This is a genomic window from Sphingomonas cellulosilytica, assembly GCF_052321755.1.
GTDB lineage: Bacteria > Pseudomonadota > Alphaproteobacteria > Sphingomonadales > Sphingomonadaceae > Sphingomonas.
In genome coordinates this window covers 22,171-42,800 of the sequence record NZ_JBQRTT010000007.1, presented here as the reverse complement: position 1 = coordinate 42,800, position 20,630 = coordinate 22,171, and the positions used below count along the sequence as shown (strand labels likewise).

General features: G+C 68.7%; 13 protein-coding genes and 2 pseudogenes. 7 read left to right on the top strand and 8 right to left on the bottom strand.

Features of this window, described 5'->3' with window-relative positions:
• Nucleotides 1–47 precede the first annotated feature (47 nt).
• Nucleotides 48–857 (top strand): hypothetical protein, encoded by an 810-nt coding sequence (locus tag ACTZQ5_RS11725; RefSeq protein WP_443585369.1) that lies wholly within the window; start codon nucleotides 48–50, stop codon nucleotides 855–857.
• A gap of 193 nt (nucleotides 858–1,050) precedes the next feature.
• Here ACTZQ5_RS11725 and ACTZQ5_RS11720 read toward each other — a convergent pair whose 3' ends face one another.
• Together ACTZQ5_RS11720 and ACTZQ5_RS11715 are read right to left on the bottom strand one after the other, a co-directional pair.
• The gene (locus ACTZQ5_RS11720; protein WP_443585368.1) at nucleotides 1,051–1,719 is read right to left on the bottom strand and encodes a UPF0149 family protein; all 669 of its coding nucleotides are present in this window, start codon (nucleotides 1,717–1,719) and stop codon (nucleotides 1,051–1,053) included.
• 28 nt (nucleotides 1,720–1,747) lie between these two features.
• The gene (locus ACTZQ5_RS11715; protein WP_443585367.1) at nucleotides 1,748–1,945 is read right to left on the bottom strand and encodes a hypothetical protein; all 198 of its coding nucleotides are present in this window, start codon (nucleotides 1,943–1,945) and stop codon (nucleotides 1,748–1,750) included.
• Between the two features lie 139 nt (nucleotides 1,946–2,084).
• On the opposite strand from ACTZQ5_RS11715, the gene ACTZQ5_RS11710 reads away from it, so the two are divergent.
• The 4 genes from ACTZQ5_RS11710 to ACTZQ5_RS11695 all read left to right on the top strand — a co-directional run bounded on the left by ACTZQ5_RS11710 (nucleotide 2,085) and on the right by ACTZQ5_RS11695 (nucleotide 5,438).
• Nucleotides 2,085–2,738 (top strand): glycosyltransferase family 2 protein, encoded by a 654-nt coding sequence (locus ACTZQ5_RS11710; protein WP_443585366.1) that lies wholly within the window; start codon nucleotides 2,085–2,087, stop codon nucleotides 2,736–2,738.
• 228 nt (nucleotides 2,739–2,966) lie between these two features.
• The gene (locus ACTZQ5_RS11705) at nucleotides 2,967–3,845 is read left to right on the top strand and encodes a PEPxxWA-CTERM sorting domain-containing protein (RefSeq protein WP_443585365.1); all 879 of its coding nucleotides are present in this window, start codon (nucleotides 2,967–2,969) and stop codon (nucleotides 3,843–3,845) included.
• A gap of 37 nt (nucleotides 3,846–3,882) precedes the next feature.
• Nucleotides 3,883–4,632: a PEPxxWA-CTERM sorting domain-containing protein gene (locus ACTZQ5_RS11700; RefSeq protein ID WP_443585364.1), complete on the top strand. Its 750-nt coding sequence runs from the start codon at nucleotides 3,883–3,885 to the stop codon at nucleotides 4,630–4,632.
• Nucleotides 4,633–4,739: 107 nt separating this feature from the next.
• Nucleotides 4,740–5,438, top strand: a complete 699-nt coding sequence (locus ACTZQ5_RS11695) for a DUF6445 family protein (RefSeq protein WP_443585363.1) — start codon at nucleotides 4,740–4,742, stop codon at nucleotides 5,436–5,438.
• On the opposite strand, the gene ACTZQ5_RS11690 is transcribed toward ACTZQ5_RS11695, so the two are convergent.
• The 4 genes from ACTZQ5_RS11690 to ACTZQ5_RS11675 form a co-directional block, all read right to left on the bottom strand.
• Nucleotides 5,435–6,919, bottom strand: coding sequence for a tryptophan halogenase family protein (locus tag ACTZQ5_RS11690; RefSeq protein WP_443585362.1), 1,485 nt, complete (start codon nucleotides 6,917–6,919; stop codon nucleotides 5,435–5,437). The genes ACTZQ5_RS11695 and ACTZQ5_RS11690 overlap by 4 nt on opposite strands.
• Entirely contained in the window at nucleotides 6,916–8,967 is a 2,052-nt protein-coding gene (locus ACTZQ5_RS11685) for a glucosidase family protein (protein ID WP_443585361.1), read from the bottom strand. The genes ACTZQ5_RS11690 and ACTZQ5_RS11685 overlap by 4 nt, the downstream gene beginning before the upstream one ends.
• A 56-nt stretch (nucleotides 8,968–9,023) precedes the next feature.
• Nucleotides 9,024–11,681, bottom strand: coding sequence for a TonB-dependent receptor (locus ACTZQ5_RS11680; RefSeq protein WP_443585360.1), 2,658 nt, complete (start codon nucleotides 11,679–11,681; stop codon nucleotides 9,024–9,026).
• Between the two features lie 126 nt (nucleotides 11,682–11,807).
• Nucleotides 11,808–14,039, bottom strand: coding sequence for a glycoside hydrolase family 3 N-terminal domain-containing protein (locus ACTZQ5_RS11675; protein WP_443585359.1), 2,232 nt, complete (start codon nucleotides 14,037–14,039; stop codon nucleotides 11,808–11,810).
• 169 nt (nucleotides 14,040–14,208) lie between these two features.
• Between ACTZQ5_RS11675 and ACTZQ5_RS11670 the strand changes: the two are divergent.
• Both ACTZQ5_RS11670 and ACTZQ5_RS11665 read left to right on the top strand, forming a co-directional pair.
• Nucleotides 14,209–15,117: pseudogene (locus ACTZQ5_RS11670) on the top strand (NAD(P)/FAD-dependent oxidoreductase).
• On the top strand, nucleotides 15,114–15,800 hold the full coding sequence (locus tag ACTZQ5_RS11665; protein WP_443585358.1) for a nitroreductase family protein: 687 nt from the start codon (nucleotides 15,114–15,116) through the stop codon (nucleotides 15,798–15,800). The pseudogene ACTZQ5_RS11670 and the gene ACTZQ5_RS11665 overlap by 4 nt, the downstream one beginning before the upstream one ends.
• Nucleotides 15,801–15,923: 123 nt before the next feature.
• On the opposite strand, the pseudogene ACTZQ5_RS11660 reads toward ACTZQ5_RS11665, so the two are convergent.
• Both ACTZQ5_RS11660 and ACTZQ5_RS11655 read right to left on the bottom strand, forming a co-directional pair.
• Nucleotides 15,924–17,441, bottom strand: a pseudogene (locus ACTZQ5_RS11660) (acyl-CoA synthetase).
• Between the two features lie 218 nt (nucleotides 17,442–17,659).
• A complete protein-coding gene (locus ACTZQ5_RS11655; RefSeq protein WP_443585357.1) occupies nucleotides 17,660–20,344 on the bottom strand; it encodes a glycoside hydrolase family 31 protein in 2,685 nt (894 codons plus the stop codon).
• Nucleotides 20,345–20,630 lie beyond the last annotated feature (286 nt).

Sequence of the window (20,630 nt, the reverse complement as noted above, 5' to 3'; positions counted from 1 at the left end):
CGGTTCACCCGCCACCATCATGCAAACGGGGATCAAGGGGGAACAGCATGGCAAGCCAATCGATCGCCGAACACGCTGCCCACGGCATATCCGTGGGCAGCGTGTTCGCGCGCAGCGTGAACGTCATCAAGGCCAATCCGGTCGCGACACTCGGCGTCGCCTTCGTCTTCATGGCGCTGCCGCAGCTGGTGCTGGGGCAGCTTGGCGGCCGGATCGCAATGATCCAGGGTCTGCAAAGCGGCCTGTATGCAGCGGTCGGTGCTTATGGCCTGATCGTCGGCCTGTTGTGGCTCACCGCCAGTGGCGCGCTGGTCCAGGCCGCCGTCGCGCATGACGAGGGGCGCACGGCCGACCTCGGCGAGGTGCTGCGAACCGGCATCCAGCGCGCGCTGCCGCTGTTCGCTGTCTACCTGCTGTTCGTGCTCGGCGTCTGGCTCGGCTGCATTTTCCTGCTTGTGCCGGGCATCATGCTGGCGGTGATGTGGTCGGTGTGCCTGCCCGCGATCGTCGCGGAGCGGCCCGGCGTGTTCGGCGCCTTCGGCCGCAGCCGCGCCCTGACCAAGGGCGCACGCTGGCAGGTCTTCGGCATCATGCTGCTGGCGACGGTGATCTACCTGCTCGCATCGGCCGCAGTCGGCGTCGCCAGCGTCGCAGGCTACGGCAGCTTCGGCGCTCTGACCGGCGAGGCCGCGGTGCGGGCGATGCCGACGCCGTCGCTGCCCGTCCAGCTGCTCCAGTCGATCGTCACCACCGTGGTGCTGACCTGGTTCACCATGGTCGGCGCCGCGCTGTTCATCGAGCTGCGCCACTGGAAGGATGGCCCGAGCGCGGATCGCCTCGCCGACATCTTCGCCTGAAGGCAGGAAGGCGTCGCATCCCGCGACGCCCTCTCTCTCCTATCCGGGGCAGGGCTATCGCCTATGGCGATGATGGCTGCCGGCTTCGGAGAAAGGACCATGCCATCCGGATATTTTCGTCACCCCGGACTTGGTCCGGCATGACGGAGGATCAAGGACAGCCCCTATGCGATAGCCCTTGTATTCGGGGCGGTCAGTCCGCCCCGCAGCAGCGCTTGGCCTTCTTGCCCGATCCGCACCGGCACGGATCGTTGCGGCCGATCTTCTCCCGCGCACCCTCCGCCGCCGGGGCAGCGCCGCCCCCCGCCCGCACCCGCGCCGCGTGCAGGCTCGCCACCGCCGCCATCAGGTCGGCCGGCGCGTGATCCTGCAACGCATTGATCTGCTGGCTGTCGAGGTCGCTCTCATTGCGCGCCACCGCGATCATCAACTCCAGCCGCGCCAGCGCATCGGCGGCCGCGGCATCGTCGCCGTCCGCCACCCCCGCCCAATGTTCGCCGCGCAGCTCCATCGCCTCGGCAAAGCCGTCGATCCACAATTCCCACAGCACGTCGCCATTGCGCTCGTCCACGTCGAGGATCGGCCGCGGCTTGCCGCGCGCCAGATCGCGCAGGATCTCCTGATACCGTGCCATCACCGCATCGACGAACCATTGCACATCGGCCGGATCGTCGAACGCGGGCACGCCCCCATCGTCGACGCCCCACACATTCTGCAACCATTCGGCCGGCGGGATCGGATCGGGGCAGACGATGACGCCGTGCAGGAACCCGTCCAGTTCGGTGAGCAGCATCGGCTCGTCCAGCGGCAGGTCGGCCAGCGCATCGTCCAGGCGGCGCAGGCGGGACGGCAGCTGTTTCATCGGCCGCACGCCGCAGGCAGGGCGCGCGTCACAGGCTGAGGTTCCGCTTCCGCATCTCGGCCGAGGCAAGCTCCCACAGGACCGTGTGCGTATCGCGGGCGAAAATGTCGGCGAGGTCGAGCAGGTCGTCGTCGCCCAGCGCCACGATCGATGCCTGGATATCGGTCAGCCGGCCGGCCGCGCGCTCGGCCACGGCCGTCCGCCGCTTGATGCGTGTCTTGAGCATGACCAGTCGATAGCAGCATTGCGATCGCCTGGGCACCTCGTGCACACCCGCAGCGCGCCGCAATCCCGTCTATTTTGGCACACCCGCCGAACCGGCTGATCGCATTGCCCAAATCGCTGATCGCCCTTACATCAAACCCATGCTGCAAACCGAGATCTGCCCGGCTCACGATGTGAGCCGTGGTGCCTATGACGTCGTCATCCCCTGCTACAACCGCGAACGCACCGTCACCCAGGCCGTGGACAGCGTGCTGGCGCAGAGCCCGGCACCGACGCGAATCATCCTGGTCGACGATGGCTCGACCGACGGGACCGCGGACGTGCTTCGCGCGCTTGAGGAACGCCACCCGACGGTCACCGCCGTCCTGCTGCCCCGCAACGTCGGCGCCTCGGCGGCGCGCAATGCCGGGCTGGCGTTGGTGCGGGAGGAATGGGTCGCCTTCCTCGACAGCGACGATGCGTGGCTTCCGGGTGCGGCGGCGGCGATGCTGGCCGCCGCCATCGGCATGGACGTCGTCGTGGGGCAGTTCCGCCGGGTGTGGCCCTGCGGCTCGGCAGGCGAGCCCGAATGCGGATGGAGCGGCGGCGACATCCTTTCCGCCCTTGCCCTCACCGGCGCGATCGGTCCGAGCTGGTCGATCGTCCGGCGGCGATCGCGGTCGCCGGTTTCGATCCGTCCTTCCACAATTGCAACGATTGGGATTTCTACGTGCGCCTGGCGGCGAACGGCGCCCGTTTCGCGCGCATCGATACCGTGGTCGCCTTCTACCACATCGCCGAGGCGAACCGGCTGAGCCACGACAGCGACGCCGGCCTCTCCAACGCCCGCCGCGTCCAGGCCCATCCGATCTTCGATTCCTACCTGGCGCGCAGGATGCCGGCAGATGCCATGGCCTGACCCACCGGATCGTTGTCCATCAAAGGGTTAACGTCTCTTTACCGTAACAATGCTGACCTATCAGCCTGCCCGCGACGGCGGGATGTTCCCGGCCGTCGCATCCAAGCGAACAGGCGGGGACACGATGATAGCGAAGCAGATACTGGCGTTCGGCGCCGTCGCGCTGGGGCTGACGGCCACCGGCGCCCAGGCGGCCGATGTGCTGAATGCAGGGACCGGCGCGCCTTACCGCCTGACGACCACGGCCTATGCCCAGACCTTCGACGGCCTCAAATCGATCACGTCCGATCCGACGCCGGCCGACGCCCTGCCCGCCGGCTGGCAGACCTTCGAACGCGGGCCGGGTGCCAACCGCACCTATCAGTTCGGCACCTCGGGCAGCAACACGGCCGGCGTGTGGAGCTTCGGCCTCGGCACCGACCGCGCGCTCGGCGGCCACACCAGCCCGGACGTGTCGCTGATCTACATCGGCGCGATCTTCGAAAACGGCCTCGGCACCGCGATCGATTCGCTCGCCATCGGCTACACCGGCGAACAATGGCAAAAGGGCTACAATCGCGCGACCCTGAGCTTCCAATATTCGCTCGATGCCACCAGCATCAACGACGGCACCTGGCTGTCCTTCACCCCGCTCAATTTCACCGCGCCGAACAGCGCCGCCTATACCGGCAGCCGGTTCGGCATCACCCAGACCAACGGCAATGCCGCGGCCTATCGCACGCCCGTGAACGGCGTGATCGACGGTCTGACGATCGGTGCCGGCAGCACTTTCGGCATCCGCTGGGTGCTGGGCGACATCGATCCGGCCGGCGTCACCTCCGATGACGGGCTCGGTATCGACGATCTGCGGCTCACCGCATCGGTCGCCGCGGTGCCGGAGCCGGCGACCTGGGCGATGATGATCCTCGGGATGGGCGCGGTCGGCTTCGCGATGCGCTCGCCCCGCCGCCGCGCAAGGGGTCGCGCGACCCCCGCCTCATCCACCGCAGCTTTACCGGCCTGACCAGCGCCGCGTCACGATTTCAACGAGGGAGAACACCATGACGATCCACAAGGCATTCGGCCGCACCAAGGCGGCTCTTCTCGGCGTCACGGCCATCGGCATGCTCGCCCTGTCCGGGCAGGCCGCCGCGGCGACGCTGGTGCAATATGACTTCACCGGCAATGCCGGCAACGAGGTGACGGAAGCCGCGTCGTTCGCCGCCGCGAACGTCGCGGGCGTCGCCTTCAGCCGCGGCGGCGGATTGAGTGCCCCGAGCGGCGCCAACGCCTTTTCGTCGGCCAGCTGGGGCGCTTACGCCACCAACATGACCGATTACCTGACGTTCGGCCTCACCGTCGCGTCCGGCTACACCGCCAGCATCGACCAGCTGATCTTCTCGTCGCGCTCGTCGAACACTGGCCCCGGCAACCTTGCCGTGCTCGCCGCAGTGGATGGCGCCGCCTTCCGACAGATCGCCACCTTCGGCCAGAATGGCGACAATGTCGCCAACAACGTGCTCTCCTTCGCGCCGCTGACCGGCGTCTCCAACGTCGTCTTCCGCATCGTCGCGACGAGCAACACCGCGGCGAACGGCGGCACGCTGGCGGGCGGCGGCACCTTCCGCGTCCAGAACTATGCGGGCACCAATGCCAGCCCGTTCAGCATCAACGGCACCGTCGCGACGGTCACCGCCGCGGTGCCGGAACCCGCCACCTGGGCGATGATGATCGCCGGCATGGGCGCCGTCGGCTTCGCGATGCGTCGCCGTCGCAAGGCAAGCGTCACCACCACCGTCCGCTTCGCCTGACCCTGCACGACCGTCGCGCTCTCTCCGAGCGCGGCGGTCGTCGTGGCGGCCCGGCGCACCGGGCGATTGCGCTTGCCGCCGGGGCGCTGCCGTGATGGAAACGGCCCATGATCCATCACCATAGCCGATCGGTCGGGGACAGTGGCGGCCGATTGCTGATCGGCGAGGCGGCGACCGGCGATGCCGGCGCCATCGCCGGCATCGCCGCCGCGCTCGGCCCGTTCCCGCCCGCGCGCGGCAATGCCTATCCCGGCGTCCGCCGGTTCATCGCTCCGGCGGATCGCGCCGCCGCCGGGTATAGCCGCGACCTGCTCCGGGCGCTGGTGCCGCTCATCAACGCGACCTTCGACGTCGACGGCTTCGACCTGCTGACCGCCAGCTTTTCGATGGTGACCGCGTCCCCCGACCGGCTCACCCCGGTCCAGCGCGCGCCGCATTTCGATTCGACCGATCCGCACTACCTCGCGATCCTCCACTATTTGGGCGGGACGCAAGGCAGCGGCACGTCGTTCTACCGGCAGCGCACGACCGGCATCGATCGCGTGTCCGAGCAGAATCAGCCCGAATTCATCGCCGCCGCCCGGCGCGAAGCGGATAGCTGGAGCGGCTATATCGCCGGTTCCAACCCCTCGTTCGAGCAGATCGATACGGTGGCGGCGGTGCCCGATCGGGTGATCGTCTATCAGGGCAGCCTGCTGCACTCCGGCATCATCCCGCCCGACATGCCATTGAGCGACGATCCGCTGGTCGGGCGCCTCACCGCCAACTTCTTCGTCCTCGGCCGACCGCGGCGGCCCCCGGCCTAGGCGCGTCCCGATGGCAAAGGCGGCACCCGCGCTGCCGCATCGCCGATCATCCGCCGCACCGCCTCCAGTTGCCGCAGGTTGTCCGCATCGCTCATCGTGTCGAGCAACGGCGTATAATCCGCCGCCCGCACCCCCTGCCCGTGCATCACCGCAAACCAGCTGGCATCGCGAAACAGTTCGTCCGGCGTCAGCATGATCCGCGCAGACCGGCGGAACTGGTCGATCTTGTAGCGCAAGGTGTCGGGGATCGGCATCGCCTGGCAATGGCGCCACAGCGGTTCGGCGCGTCCCTGCGTCAGGTGGTAATGGAGGATGACGAAATCCCGCACCTCCTCGACCTCGCGCGCGGTCAGGCGGTTATATTGCTCGGCGAGCAGCGGGTCGGCATCGCGGCGCGGGAACAGCGACAGCAGCTTGCCGATGCCGCTCTGGATCAGGTGGATGCTGGTCGATTCCAGCGGCTCCAGAAAGCCGCTCGACAGGCCGATGGCGACGACGTTGCCGACCCAGGCGCGCCGGCGACGGCCCGGGGTAAAGCGGATCAGCCGCGGCTCGGCGAGCGGCGGCGCGGCCATCCGCTCGATCAGCAGCCCTCGCGCCGCCTCGATATCCTGAAACCGGGTCGAGAAGACGTAGCCGTTGCCGACGCGGTGCTGGAGCGGGATGCGCCAGCGCCACCCCGCCTCCTGCGCGATCGCCTGCGTATAGGGCGTCGGCTCGGTCTCCGCCGCCGAGGGCACCGCCCACGCCGCGTCGCAGGGCAGCCAGTGCGACCAATCGTCATACCCCGCCTGCATCGCCTGCTCGATCAGCAGCCCGCGCAGCCCCGAACAGTCGACGAACAGGTCGCCCGCGATGCGGTCGCCGCGGTCGGTCACCAGTGCCTGCACATGGCCGGTATCGCCATCCCGCTCGACCTGCGCGACCTTGCCCTCGTGTCGGACGACGCCCCGCCTTTCGGCCAGCGTCCGCAGGTGCCGGGCATAGCGCATCGCATCGAAGTGGAAGGCATAGCCGAGCGTCGACAGCGGCGAGCGCAGATCGCCGACCGGCTTGGCGAAGGCACGGCGGCGGGCGATCCGTGTCGTCAGCGAAAAATCCTCGATCGGCGCGGTGTCGCCCGCCAGCCACGCCCGCGTCAGCCGCTGCGGCGCCATGGTCGCATCGCCCGGCGCGCCATAGGTGCCGAACGGGTGGAAATAGGCGCTTCCCTCCCCCTGCCAGCCGCGGAACTCGATCCCGAGCTTCCACGTCGCGCCGGTGTCCGCCATGAACCGCGCCTCGTCCAGGCCGACCAGGCTGTTGAACCAGTGGATCGTCGGGATCGTCGCTTCGCCGACGCCGACGGTGCCGATCTCCTCCGATTCCACCAGGGTGATCGTGGTGCCGGTCCGCTCCAGCGCCTTGGCCAGCGCCGCCGCGGTCATCCAGCCCGCAGTGCCGCCGCCCAGGATGACGACGCGGCGGACGGGATCGGTCACGGCCGGCGCGCGGCGCAGGCGGGCGAGCCCGTCGGCCGCTGTACCGCCAGATAGACGGTACTCCACAACTGCGCCGCATTGGATTCGTCGGCATCGCCGCCGCTCGCGCCGAACGGCACGATGCGATAGCCGCCGTCGGCATAGCGCCACGACCACAGCTCCGAACTCTGCACGCTGCGCCCGGCGTCGATCGCGCGCCACAGTTCGGATTGCACCGCCGCCAGCCGCGTGCAGGTCGCCGCCGGCAGATCGCTCCGCGCCAGCTGCCGCGCCAGGCCCGCTGCGACCAGTGCCTGCTGCCACGACCAGACGACCGTGCCATGATAGGCATTCGGCCCGAAGCGCCGCTGCAACGCCGGATCGGCATAGACGGGATCGGCGACCAGCATGCCGATCCCCGTCATCAACCCCGCGGGAAACGGCTGCGCGATATTCGCCGCGGTCACGCCCAGCGTGTCGGCGGACGGGCGGCCGAACAGCAGCGCAAAGCCTTCGTCCGAATGGATAATCGGCACCGGCCGCCCCTGCCGGTCGAGCGCGATGGCATTGTAGCGGACCGGCGCCGCGGCGACCGCGCGCAGCGCGGGGTCCGCCGGCACGCCCATCGCTGCGGCATAGCGGGTGATCGCCGCCCGCGCCGTCGGCGACGCCACCGTCTGCGCGAACAACCCGGGTGCCCTGGCCGACCAGGTCGCCGCCATTGCCTGCACCTGGGCGATCAGCGCGCGGTCGGCCGGCTTGGCATAGGGCGCGAGCAGGCCGGCGCGCGCCATCTCGCCGATCGACTGCAGCGCCGCAGGCACCAGCACCGCGTTGATGTCATAGGGATAGCGGCCGCCGCCGAGCCCGTCGTTGCTGTCGCGCCACTCGCCCGCGTCCATCCCCTCGCGCAGCGCGACGAGATTGGCCCAGCGCGGATCGCGGGCGAACGGCGCCGCCCGCGCCACCACGAAGCGCGCATTCGCCATCAGCGCATCGCCCAGCCGCTGGCCACCGTGCCGTTCCGCCAGGAACGCCTTGGCCCGCGCCCGCCCGCGTGCGTCGTCGATCAGCCACGCCCGCGCGACCGGCGCGAGCAGAAACGGGCTGTCGACCATCTTGTAATCGTACACCGGCGCCGCCGAGAGGCCCTGGCCGTCGCGGCGATGATCCAGCACCGCGAATTCGCCGATATCCTCCTCGTGCGCGACATTGCCGTCGGGCGAGAGCCGTTCGAGCACGGAGCGCAGCCCCGTCTCCACCGCCGCCGGCTGCAACGCCGGCATCAGCAGCCGCACCGACATCAGCGTATCCCGCCCGAAATAGGTGAGGAACCGCCACGAACCGGCAAGGAACTTCTCGTGGTAGCTGAGGAACTGGAGCGCGTGACGGGCCTGGGGATCGGCCGCAGCTGCCGGTGTCAGCAGCGTACCCGGCGCGAACGGCGTCAGCGGCGTCTCGCCGGTCAGCGCCGTCACCGTCACGCCGATCGTCCCGTCCGGCGCCGCGGTCAGCGTCCTGCCGTCCACCGCACCGCGATCGACCCGCACCGACAGGCGATAGCCCGCCGCGCCGTCCAGCCGATCGCGCGCCCAGGCCAGCGTGTCGCCATCCGTGCGCAGCGGCGCCTCGATCCCCGCAGGCGCGGTGCCGAGCGCCTGATAGTCGCGCAGCACCCGCACGCTGGTCAGCAGCGCGCGCTTCACCGTCAGCCGCGGCGCGCGAATCGTCGCATGGAACGTGACGCCGTGCAGCGCCCGCCCCCGCGCATCCTTCGTGGACAGCGGCTGCGGCGCCGCCGTCAGCTGCCATTCCGCCGGCGCCGGCACCCGGTCGAACCACAGGCCGACCCCGCTGTTGCCGGCAGGGAACGCGACGATCAGCCGCGGATCGTCGCCCGATCGCAGCAGCACATGCGCCGCCACCGGCCCCTGCTGGGTGAAGCTGTTGAGGTTCAGTCCCTCGCGCCGCGCCGGCCCCACGTCCGCCGCCTCCTGCGGCGCGGCGACCGAAGCGGCGGGCAGGAGCGCCAGCAGCGCGAGAACGGCGGATCGAAGCATGCGGGTCATCCCCGATCGATACAAGGACCGGTCATCGGACGCGAGCGCCCGATGACCGGGGCGCATCACAACTTGATCGTCGCGCTGATGATCGCATTGCGCCCGTAGATCGCGCGGCCATAGAAATAGCCGTTGGTGATCGTCTGCGTCTGCCCCTGCCGCGGGTTGCCTTCGGTGAACCCCTTGGCGTTGGTCAGATTGTCGAGGCTCGCGTTGATGTTCACCCGGTCGCTCAGGTTGAAGCTCGCACCGACCGAGAACACGCTATAGTCGGGCAGCGCGATGCCGTTGCCGGCATCGGCGAAGATCTTGCCGACATATTTCCACCGGCCATAGATCTCGCCCATCCCCGAAGGCAGGATGAACGACGGCGTCACCGTCAGCAGCTTCTTGGGCGTCCGCTCCGGCACGTTGCCGTCATACGCTCCGGGGATCGGCTGGCTGAACGTCAGGTTGGTCAGCTTGGGGTCCTGATAGACGCCGATGACGTTCACACTGAAGAAGGTGATCGGCCGGATGTCCATGTCGACCTGAACGCCGTTGGTGCGGCTGTCGGCCACGGCGTTCGCCTGCTGGGTCGGGTTGGCCGGGTTGATGAACTGGTACGACAGGTCGTTGATCTCGGTCCGGAATCCGATGACCGACGCGTTGAAGCCCGGCCACTGGAAGCGTGCACCGCCTTCGTACAGGGTCAGGCCCGTCGGCTTGCCGCCGAGGCCGCCCGCATTGCCGCCGTTGGTCTGGAAGCCATAGGCGCCACGCACGTACAGCGCGATGTTGCGGGTCAGCGTGTAGTTGATACCGCCGGTATAGGCGAGCTTGTTGTAGGAATCCGACACGCGGGCGTACTGGCCGTTGAACGACGCGCCGACGTTGTCGTAGATGCCGGGCGTGCCGGGCTGTACCGGATCGTTGATCGTCGCCTGCTGACCCACGTCGACGCGGACGTGCTGATGCTCGTAACGCGCACCGAAGTCGATGTGCAGGTTGTCGCCGATCTGCAATTCGTCGTTGAAATAGCCCGAGATCGAATTGACCTCGTCCTTGAACAGGCCCTGGCCCCAGTTGCCGTAATTGACCATGCCGTTGTTGGTCAGCGAGCCGAGCACCTGTCCGCCCGCATTCAGCGCGACGATGTCGTAGACGTGGCTGTCGTTGGTGACGTCGTTGATGACGGTGGCGACCGCCGACTGGTCGTTCTTGCGGCGGACGTTGTAATACATCCCGCCGACGGTCAGCGAATTCTGGATGCTGCCGCCCGTCGCATCCCATTTCGCGCCGAAGTTGCTGCCGAAATCCTTGGTCGACAGCGTCTGGTGGTTCAGCACCGTCTGCTGGAGCAGGCCGTTGCCGTTCAGCGCGTTGAGCGCCGCGGTGTTGCTCGCCGGGATCACCGCACCGGTGCGGATATCGCGCAGGCCGTATTGCGAGGTGCCGGGGAAACGGAACTGCGCGACCTGGAAATAGGTGAAGGTGGCAGCGCGCAGCGGCGTCAGCCCGGCGAGCGGCGACACCGCCGGATTGAGGTAATTGACTGCCGAGGTCAGCCCCGCGGTGCCCGCGCCGGAGCCGGGGAAGATGCCGTTGAAGTCGTACTTGCCATCGAGATAGCGGGCGTGGGCGAACAGGCTGATGCCTTCCGACACCGGCTTCTCGATATCGATGCGATAGGTGTTCGCCTTGACGCCGACGCCCTCGCTCGAACGGAACGCCCGCACCGGATTGCCGGTCGCGGCGGCGTCGGGGACGAGGAACTGGGTGAAGTAGCGGCCGCCGACATCGTCACGCTTCAGGTCCAGCCCCGGCACGCTGCTGATATCGCCGCTGGCGCTGACGCGGAACGGCATGTCGGCGTAATAGGGATTGTTCTGGTCGATGCGCTTGTACGTCAGCCGCACGGTGCCGCCGTCGTCGAACCGCTTTTCGATCATCGCCTTAAGATTGTAGCCGAAGAAGGTGAAGGGCGTGTTCCGCAGGCCCTTCTGCGACTGGACGTAGCCGCCGACGCTCCAGGCGACGCTGTCGGTGATCGGCGCCGAGAAATAGCCGTCGGCCCGGAAATCGCCATAGGTGGCGCCGGTCAGCCGCGCCGAGGCGACCGCCTTGTCGTAGCTCGGCTTCAGCGAGATGAAGTTGATCGTCGCACCGGCGCCATTGGGTGCCAGCACGCCCGACGTGCCGCCCTGCACCGCTTCCATCCGCGCGATGGTGATGTCGTTCTGGAAGTAGAAATCGGCGCCGCCGCCGCCGTAGAGGATCGGCATGCCGTCCTCTTCCAACGTGACGAACGTCTGCGCGCCGCCGCGCAGGCCGCGCACCGAATAATTGTTGGAGATCGGCCCCGCCGTGCCCTCGACGAAGATGCCGGGCACCAGTTCCAGCGTCTCGGCGGTCGATCGCGGCGCCTTGCGCTGGATGTCCGCCTGGCTTGCCAGCGTCACGTTCGACGAGCTGTCGAACAGGGTGCGCTTGCCCGAGGTGTTGCCGGTGACGACGATGTCCTGGAGGTCCGCTCCATCGCTCGCCGGCGGCTGCGCGCCCGGTGGCGTACGCGGCTCGGCGGCGGTCTGCGCCGCGGCGGCGGTGTCGTTGGCAGGCGCGGTGGTGGCGGGCGTCGCGACGGAGGGGTCGGCACTCGTCTGCTGCGCAAGCGCCGGCGCGCAGGCGAAGGACGCACTTCCCGCCAGCAGCGCGGCGCGGATCGACAGTCGAAGGTTCAGCATATCATCGTCCCCAGCGGCTCCGGTCTCTGCGCCGGATGTTCCGCGAAAACGTCCATTACGCCTGTGGTTTCCGCACTTCCATTGCACGGGTGAAACAATCGCGCGGCTGTGACTTTCCGAGCACATTTACCCCAATGATGTTGCCGCATGCCGGCCCGTATCGGCGGCGCTGGAGGCGATCCAGATATCCACCACGCCCGGCTCCACCGCCCACCGCCCGTCCGCATCGACGATCGCCAGATCGTTGCGTCCCAGCGGCAGCGAGAGCGTCGCGGCGGCGCCGGGATCGAGCGTCACGCGCGCGAAGCCCTTCAGCTGGCGCACCGGCCGTGCGCGACTCGCCACCCGCTGGCGGACGTAGAGCTGGACGACATGGGTGCCCCGCCGCGCCCCGATGTTGCGGACGGTGGCGGTCACCTCCCCCGTCTCGCCCAGCACCGGCGGCACGCCGACGCCCTCGATCGCGAAGCGGGTGTAGCCCAGCCCGTGGCCGAAGGCGTAACGGGCGGCATCCGGCGCATCGCGCCACCGCCCGGTGCCGCCCTGCGGCTGCGGCTCGGGCGGTGGCGGCCGCCCCGTCGGCAGGCGATCGTAGGACCAGGGCTCCTGCCCGGTCGCGAAGGGGAAGCTGACCGGCAACCGTCCGGTCGGCTCGGCATCGCCGAACAGGATGTCGACGAGCGCCGGCCCCGTCTCGCAGCCCAGGAACCACGTTGCCAGGATCGCCGGCGCCGCCGCCACCGCCCCCTCCAGCGCCAGCGCGCGGCCGTGGCGGAGCAGCACGACCAGCGGTGTGCCGGTCGCCGCGACCGCGTCGGCCAGTGCCTGCTGCGCGGCGGGTACGGTGATGGCGGTCCGGCTGTTCGCCTCGCCTGACATATCGGCGCCCTCGCCGATCGCGAGCAGCACCACGTCGGCGTCGCGTGCGGCGGCGACGGCAGCGGCGATGCCGCCCTCGACCGCCGCCGTGATCCCGCAGCCGGGTGCGACGGTCAGCGTCGCCGCCGCGGGCAATCGTTGGCGCAGCGCGGTGGCGAGGTCGATGCCGCGGCGGCGATAGCCGGCAAAGCTCCACGGTCCGTCGAGCTGCGCCGGATCGGCACCGAACGGCCCGATCAGCGCGATCCGCCGCGTCGTCTTCGCGAGCGGCAGCAGCGCGCCCTCGTTGCGCAGCAGCACCACCGCGCGCGTCGCCGCCTCCCGCGCCAGCGCACGGGTCTGCGCGGTGCCGATCCGCGTCCGCTCGGCGGCGGGGTCGAGCGATCGGAACGGCCGCTCGAACAGGCCAAGCCGCGCCTTCAGCGCCAGCACGCGCCGCACCGCCGCGTCGACCCGCGCCATCGGCACCCGCCCCGCCGCGACCAGCGCCGGCAGATGCGCGTTGTAGAGCCCGCTCTGCATGCTGACATCGGTGCCGGCCAGGATCGCCCGCCGCGCGGCATCGGCCTCGTCGATGGCGGCGCCATGCGCGATCAGCTCGCGATCGGCCTGATAATCGGACACGCAGGGACCGCGAAACGCCATCGCGTCGCGCAGGATGCCGGTCAGCAGCGGCCGGTTGGCGGTGGCGGGCACGCCGTCCACATCGGTGAAGCTCGCCATCACCGCCCCCGCTCCCGCCGCGAACGCCGCGGCGAACGGCGGCAGATGGACACTGCGCAGCGTCGCGGGGGACATATCCACCGCGGCATATTCCATGCCGCCGGTCACCGCCCCGTAGCCGGCGAAATGCTTGGGTGTCGCGCACAGCGCATCCTCGGCCGACAGGTCGTCGCCCTGGAAGCCGCGCACCCGCGCCGCTGCGAGCAGGCAGCCGAGATGGACATCCTCCCCTGCCCCTTCCGCCACCCGTCCCCAGCGCTGGTCGCGCGCGACATCGACCATCGGCGCGAACGTCCAGTGCAGCCCGCCCGCCGTCGCCTCGCGCGCGACGGCGCGTGCGATCCGCTGCGACAGGTCGGGGTCGAACGCCGCCGCCTCCGCCAGCGGGATGGGAAAGATCGTCTCATAGCCGTGGATCACGTCGGCGGCGAAGACCAGCGGGATGCCTAGCCGGCTGCGCAGCGCCGCCCGCTGCGCCCGCCGTGCGCCGGCGACGCCATGGCCGTTGAACAGCATGCCGACCTGTCCGGCACGGATCGCCGCCAGCATCGCGGCCGCATCACGCGCCGCCTCGCCGGGGTTGGTCGGCCGGCCGAGCGGGCGGACGGTATCGGAAAAGCAGGACAATTGCCCCGCCTTCTCCTCGATCGTCATCCGCGCGATCAGATCCTCGATACGATCCTGCGCCGCCCGCGCCAGCGTCGGCCACAGCGGCAGCGCTGCAAGGTGCAGCAGGATCGACCGGCGCTGGATCATCGGTTCACGGCATTCCCTCGCGCCGGACGGATCCAGCCGGACACAGGGATACGTATCCTCCCAGGGATGTCAAAGCGCGCGCCGCGCATCGGGACGGGCGCTTCCCCTTCGACCGGCTGGTGCAGCGTTTCCCGCTCGCCGAGATCAACGAAGCGATCGCGGCGCAGGCATGCGGCGAGTGCGTCAAGGTCGTGCTGATCCCGTGACGCACCGCTACCATGTCGTCATCGTCGGCGGCGGCCATGCGGGCGCGCAGGCCGCCATCGCCCTGCGGCAGGAGGCGTTCGACGGCACGATCGCCATCGTCGCCGCCGAAGCCGATCTTCCCTACGAACGGCCGCCGCTCTCCAAGGACTATCTGGCGGGCGACAAACCATTCGAGCGTATCCTGATCCGGCCCGCGTCATTCTGAACCGAGCGCGGCATCGACCTGTTGTTTGGCGCGCGGGTGGAGGCCGTCGATGCTGCCGCCCGGACGGTGCGGACCGCGAACGGTGCGGTGATCGACTACGGCGTACTGATCTGGGCGACGGGCGGCGAGCCGCGACGCCTGACGTGCGATGGCCATCATCTGGACGGCGTGCATGCGATCCGCACCCGTGTGGACGTCGACCGCCTGCACGCCGAACTGCCGACCGTGCCCCATGTCTTCGCAATCGGCGATTGCGCGGCGCATCCCAACCGCTTTGCGCAAGGCGCGACGATCCGCCTCGAATCCGTCCAGAACGCCAACGACCAGGCAGTCACCGCCGCGCGGACGATCGCCGGGCGCGTGACGCATTATGATGCGGTGCCCTGGTTCTGGTCCAACCAATACGACCCGAAGCTGCAGACGGTCGGCCTGTCGGCGGGCCACGACCGGATCGTCATCCGCGGCGACCCCGACGAACGCAGCTTTTCCGTCATCTATCTGCGCGACGGCCGCATCATCGCGTTGGACAGCGTCAATGCGATGAAGGACTATGTGCAGGGGCGCGTGCTGGTAGCGGCCGGCGCATGGATCGCGGCGGGCGACCTTGCCGACGGGACGCGACCGCTCAAGACGTTGCCGCGGCTGGATGAGGGCGGAGAGGGATGACGCAGGGGCCGGCGGCGATGACGTTGCGCGATGGCATCGCGGATCGGCGATCGGTGCGGGGGTTCCTGCCGACGCCGGTCGCGACGGACACGCTGCGGCGGATCGCGATCGAGGCGGCCCGCGCCGCGACCGGCGGCAACCTGCAGCCATGGCATGTCGACATCGTGACCGGATCGGCGCTGGAGCGGCTGAAGGCGATCATGGCCGATGTCATCGCCAACGGTATCGTCGAGGTGCCGGGCTATGCGATCTACCCGCCTGCGCTGGACGGTGTGTACGACCAGCGCCGCAGGGCGGTGGGAGAAGCGCTGTACGGCCATCTCGGCATCCCGCGGGAGGATAAAGCGGCGCGCCGGGCGTGGTTCGCCCGCAACTTCGCGCTGTTCGGCGCGCCCGCAGCCTATTTCATCACCGTCGATCGCCGCATGGGACCACCGCAATGGGCTGATCTGGGCATGTACCTGCAATGCCTGATGCTGCTCGCGCTGGATGAAGGGCTGGGCACCTGCGCACAGGAGGCCTGGGCGCTGTATTCGGTGACGGTCGAGGGGCTGCTCGGAACACCGCCCGAGCGCATGCTGTTCTGCGGCGTCGCCATCGGCTGGGAGGACAAGGACGATGCCGCCAATCGCACCCGCAGCGATCGTGCGCCGGCGACGGAATGGCTGACGATCCACGATTGAGGCGCCATGGACGACTCACCGAGCCGTTCGCGCCGGCCGTGTCGAAGCACCGATAGGATCGAGGCTCCGGCGCGCGGGCCGCGATCCTGCCCTGCGCCCCTGCCCTGCGCCGCCGCCGGCCCATCAGCCGGCGTAGCGATCCTTCAGCAGGCGCTTCATCAGCTTGCCCGTCGGTTCGCGCGGCAGTTCGGCGACAAAGGCGATGCGCCTGGGTGTCTTCACGCCGCCCAGTTCGCGCCGCGCAAAGGATTGCAGCGCCTCCGCCAGCTGCGTGTCCGCCTCTACGCCGGCGGCCGGCTGGATCACGGCCAGCACGGTTTCGCCCATCTCCTCGCACGGCACCCCGATCACCGCCGCGTCGGCGACATCGGGATGCGTGACCAGCAGGTTCTCGATCTCCTACGGGTAGATGTTCACACCCCCCGAAATAATCATGAAGCTCTTGCGATCGCACAGGAAGAGATAGCCGTCGGCATCCATGTGGCCGATGTCGCCCAGTGTCGCCCAACCGCGCGCGTCATGCGCTTCGGCGGTCTTGGCGGGATCGTTGAGGTAGCGAAAGGCGGGACCATCGCTGAAGAAGACGTTGCCTACCGCGCCGGGCGGCAATTCGTCACCATCGTCGTCGACGATATGCAGCGTGCCGAGCACCGCGCGCCCGACCGATCCGCGCTTGCGAAGCCATTCGTCGCTGGACAATGCGGTGATCCCGCAGCTTTCGGTACCCGAATGATATTCGTGGACGATCGGGCAGATCCAGTCGATCATCGCCTGCTTGATCGGGATCGGACAGGGCGCCGCGGCGTGCACCACCGCCTTCAGCGACGCAAGATCGTAGCGGGTGCGCACCGCGTCGGGCAGCTTCAGCATGCGGACGAAATGCGTGGGCACGAACGTCGCATGGGTGACGCGGTACCGCTCGATCAGCTGCAACGCTGCCTCCGCATCGAACCGTTCCATCACGATCACGGTGCCACCCAGCTGCTGTACCGCCATCGCCCAGCGGAGCGGCGCGGCATGATAGAGCGGCGACGTCGATAGGTAGACGGTGTCCACGCCCATCCCATACAGGGTGCTGCCCATCCGGGTGAGCGGCGTGCCGGCATCGATGGCACCCGTCGGCAATGCCGGCATGCCCCCCTTGGGCCGCCCGGTCGTGCCGGAGGAATAGAGCAGGTCGGTCCCCGCGCTCTCGTCCGCGATCGGCGTCGTCGGGTGGCGCGTCGCGGCCGCGCTCCAGTCGCCCAGCCGCTCGTCCGCCCCGTGCCAGCGAAACGCGGGCAGATGCGGCAGTTCGGCGAGTGCCGCATGGGCCAGCGCGGCATGTTCGGGCGAGACGACCAGCAGCTTCGCACCGGCATCCTGGAGGATATAGGCGATATCACGGGCGCTCAGCTTCGGTGACACTGCTGTTTGATACAGGCCGGATCGCTGCGCCGCCCAACCGAAGACGAAGACCTCCGGCGCGTTGGCGAATAACGTCGCGACCACGTCGCCGCGCTGCAAGGCCATGGCGCGCAACTGCCGGGCGCTGGCATTGGAGGATGCGTCCAGGTCCCGAAAGGTGAGGACCGCGCCGGTTGCCGCCATAACGATGGCGCGTTTCGCTGGATCGCGCACGGCGTGCTCGGCCGGATGCATCGACTCTCCCCGTCTGTGTCGGGCACGACCAACCATGAAGCGGCGGCCGACTGCAACCGGCCCGCAAGAAATGTCGAAAGCGGCGCGAGTGCCGGGCTAATCGCGGATCGCACAACGCTACCCGCTTTCGCTGGCCCCCCTACCCTGTCTCATCGCGCCGATACGCGCTCGACCGACCGATGCCCGTCCTGCGCATGTCGGGCCGACCATCTGCCGCGTCAGATGGGAGGGGCGGCGGGGAAACGGCGCGATACGGGCCGCGCGTCCAGCGTCATCAGCACCGGCTGCGTGGCGCGACCGCTCCCGTCGTGGACGACGACATGGAAGCGAGTGGATGCATAGGCGCCTCTGGTTCCCGCACCGCTGCCGTGCAGGGTCAGCGTGCGTGCGGCGTCGTTCCATCGCGCCTGCGCAATCGCATAATCCCCCTTCTCGTACCGATAGTCGAGGCCGCCATCCTCATAGATGTCCGCCGCACCGTCCGCGCCGGCGTAGACGTGGAGTTCGATGCGGTTGCGGATGCTTTCGGCTGTCGACTGCGTCACCGGGCCGTGCGCTACGACGCTGCCGGCACGGACGTGGAGCGGCACCCGCTCGATAGGCACGGGAACCGGATGCACCTTGCCGCCCTCGCGCCGCTCTCCGGTCCAGTAATCGTGCCAGCCGCCCTGCGTCGGCGGCAGGTATACAGGCCATTCGGCGACTCCCGCCGCAAGCACCGGTGCGACGTGGAGCGCCCGGCCGAACATATAGCTGTGTCCCTGCTCCAGTGCGCGGACGTCGTCGGGGAAATCGAAGACGAGGGGCCGCATCAACGGCGCGCCGGTACGCCAGCAATCCGCCGCCATCGAATAGATATAAGGCATCAGCCGGTAACGCAGTTCGAGATACTGCCGCCCGATCCGCTCCACGGTGTCCCCGAAACGCCACAGCTCGGTATCGGTCTGATACCCATGCACGCGCTGTAGCGGCAGGAAGGTCGCATATTGCAGCCAGCGCAGGAACCGCTCGTGATAGGCGGGGTCGGTATATTGCGACTTGCCCGGCCGGAAGAAGCCGCCGGCATCGACCGTCCAATAGGGGTATCCCGCCGCCGCCATGTTCAGGCCGGCGGGGATCTGGCGCTTCAGCGTCTCCCAGTTGTTGCCGATATCGCCCGACCATGTCGCGGCGGCATAACGCTGCTGCCCCGGGAACGCGGAGCGGGTGAGGATCATCACCCGCTTGTCGGGAAAGGCTCTGCGCTGTTCGTCATAGACGGTGCGCGATACCTGCAGCGGGTAGGTGAGCCGCGTCCGGCCGCCGGGACCGGCGGCCGTATCGCGCCCGACCAGATCGTCGTTTTCCGGCTCGGTCGCATCCTGCCACCAGGCATCGATGCCCAGCACCCCCAGGCGCCGCGACTGGTTCCTGGCATAGAATGCCGCCGCTTCCGGATTGTAGAAATCGATCCAGTCGGTGTTGGGGATGTAATATCCCAGCCCCCCGGCCTGTTTGCCGACCTCCGTCTCGCGGCCGATCTTCGACCACACCGACAGCATGAGCCGCATGTCCATCGCGTGCAGATCGCGGACCATCCCCGCGGGATCGGGATAGGTCGCTTCATCGAAGCGCATCGCGTTCCAACCATATTTGCCCCAATACAGCCAGTCCTGCACCATGACGTCCACCGGCAGCCGGCGACGTCGGAATTCACGCGCATTCTCCAGCAGTTCCGCTTGGGTATGGTAGCGTTCGCGACACTGGATGAAGCCATAGGCCCAACGCGGCATCATCGGGGTCGTGCCGATCAGGTCGCGATACCCGCGCATGATCTCGTCGGCCGACGGTCCGGCGATCACGACATAGTCGATCGCGTCGGCGACCGGCGACCGCCACTCCGTGGTCGGGCGTACAGGGCCGAAATGCAGCACCGGCGCGTCATCGCTCCGCGCGAGCACACGGACATGGTGCTCGCCCGCGCTCAGCGGCGCAACCATGCTGGCGGTCGGCGGCAGCCATTCGTTGGCAAGATCGGTCAGGACCTTGCCGTCGATCTCCAGATAATGGCGCGACGCCATCTCGCGTCCCAGATCGAGCATCAGCGCATGGTCGCCCGGCGTCGTCACCGTCAGTCGCCCCTCGAACACCGCCGGGCGCCGCTGCACCGTCACCGTGCCGTTGCCGGTGGTGACATCGACTCGCTGCGCCGGCCCATCTGTGTTGACGCGGTCGAGAACCAGACGCCCCGCGGGCGGATTCCACTCGCTCATCCCGGCATTGTGCCACAGCAGGCCATAACCGCGGCTGGACAGGACGAACGGCTGGCTGATCTGGGTATTCACCTGCGTCAGCCGACGCGGCAGGCCACGCAGGTTCATGGCTCCGTCCTGGAAGCAGCCCGTGCCATACAGCCCTTCGCCGGGTGGCGAATCGAACGCCTGTGCCGCGGCCAACGTCGCATGACCCCGCAGCGAAGCCGCCGTCAGCGAACGCGTGCCGGGCGTCTCGCGCAGCAGCAGGCGCCCCGCCGCGTCGTGGAAGCTGAGTACGCCCGCCGCGCGATCGAACGTACAGCGCACCGCCGGCAGACGCAGCGACGGCGTCGCGCCCCGTTCGACCGCCGCTCCGGCGTAATGCCGGTCGGGATCGGCCAGGATGTCGGGCATCGTCATGATCGGCCGATCGGACGGCCGCACGAAGCGTACGCGAATCGCCCGCGAACTGAGTGCCGTCAGTTCCAGCGTACCCCCATCTACCGGAATCGACAGATCGACCCGCCGTCCCTCTGCGCGAGCCGGTAGCGGCAGGGCACCGACCGCGCCGATCGCGGTCGCACCGAACAGCGCCCCGCGGCGTGAGATCGGACAGGCGACCGATATCGTTGCCCCGTCGAACAACGACCGGCCGAGACGATCCTTCATCTTTTCAGACATTTATTTATACTTTCAGAGGAGCAAGCTAATCATGTCGCGCCCAGTATAAACCTTGGGATCAAGACACGAAATCGGCAAACGACACCAACATCGAAACGGCGGACCGCCGGGCTTGGATCGTCATGCCCCGGTCGGCGAAGGCGCAGACCATCGTCCACATGCCGCCATCGATGTCCCCGCCCATCCATCACATTCGTAAACGTTTACAATGGATCGTTGCATCGGGTATGCTTGTCAAGAGACGCTTGCGTGATCGACGCGGGGAAGCGACGAA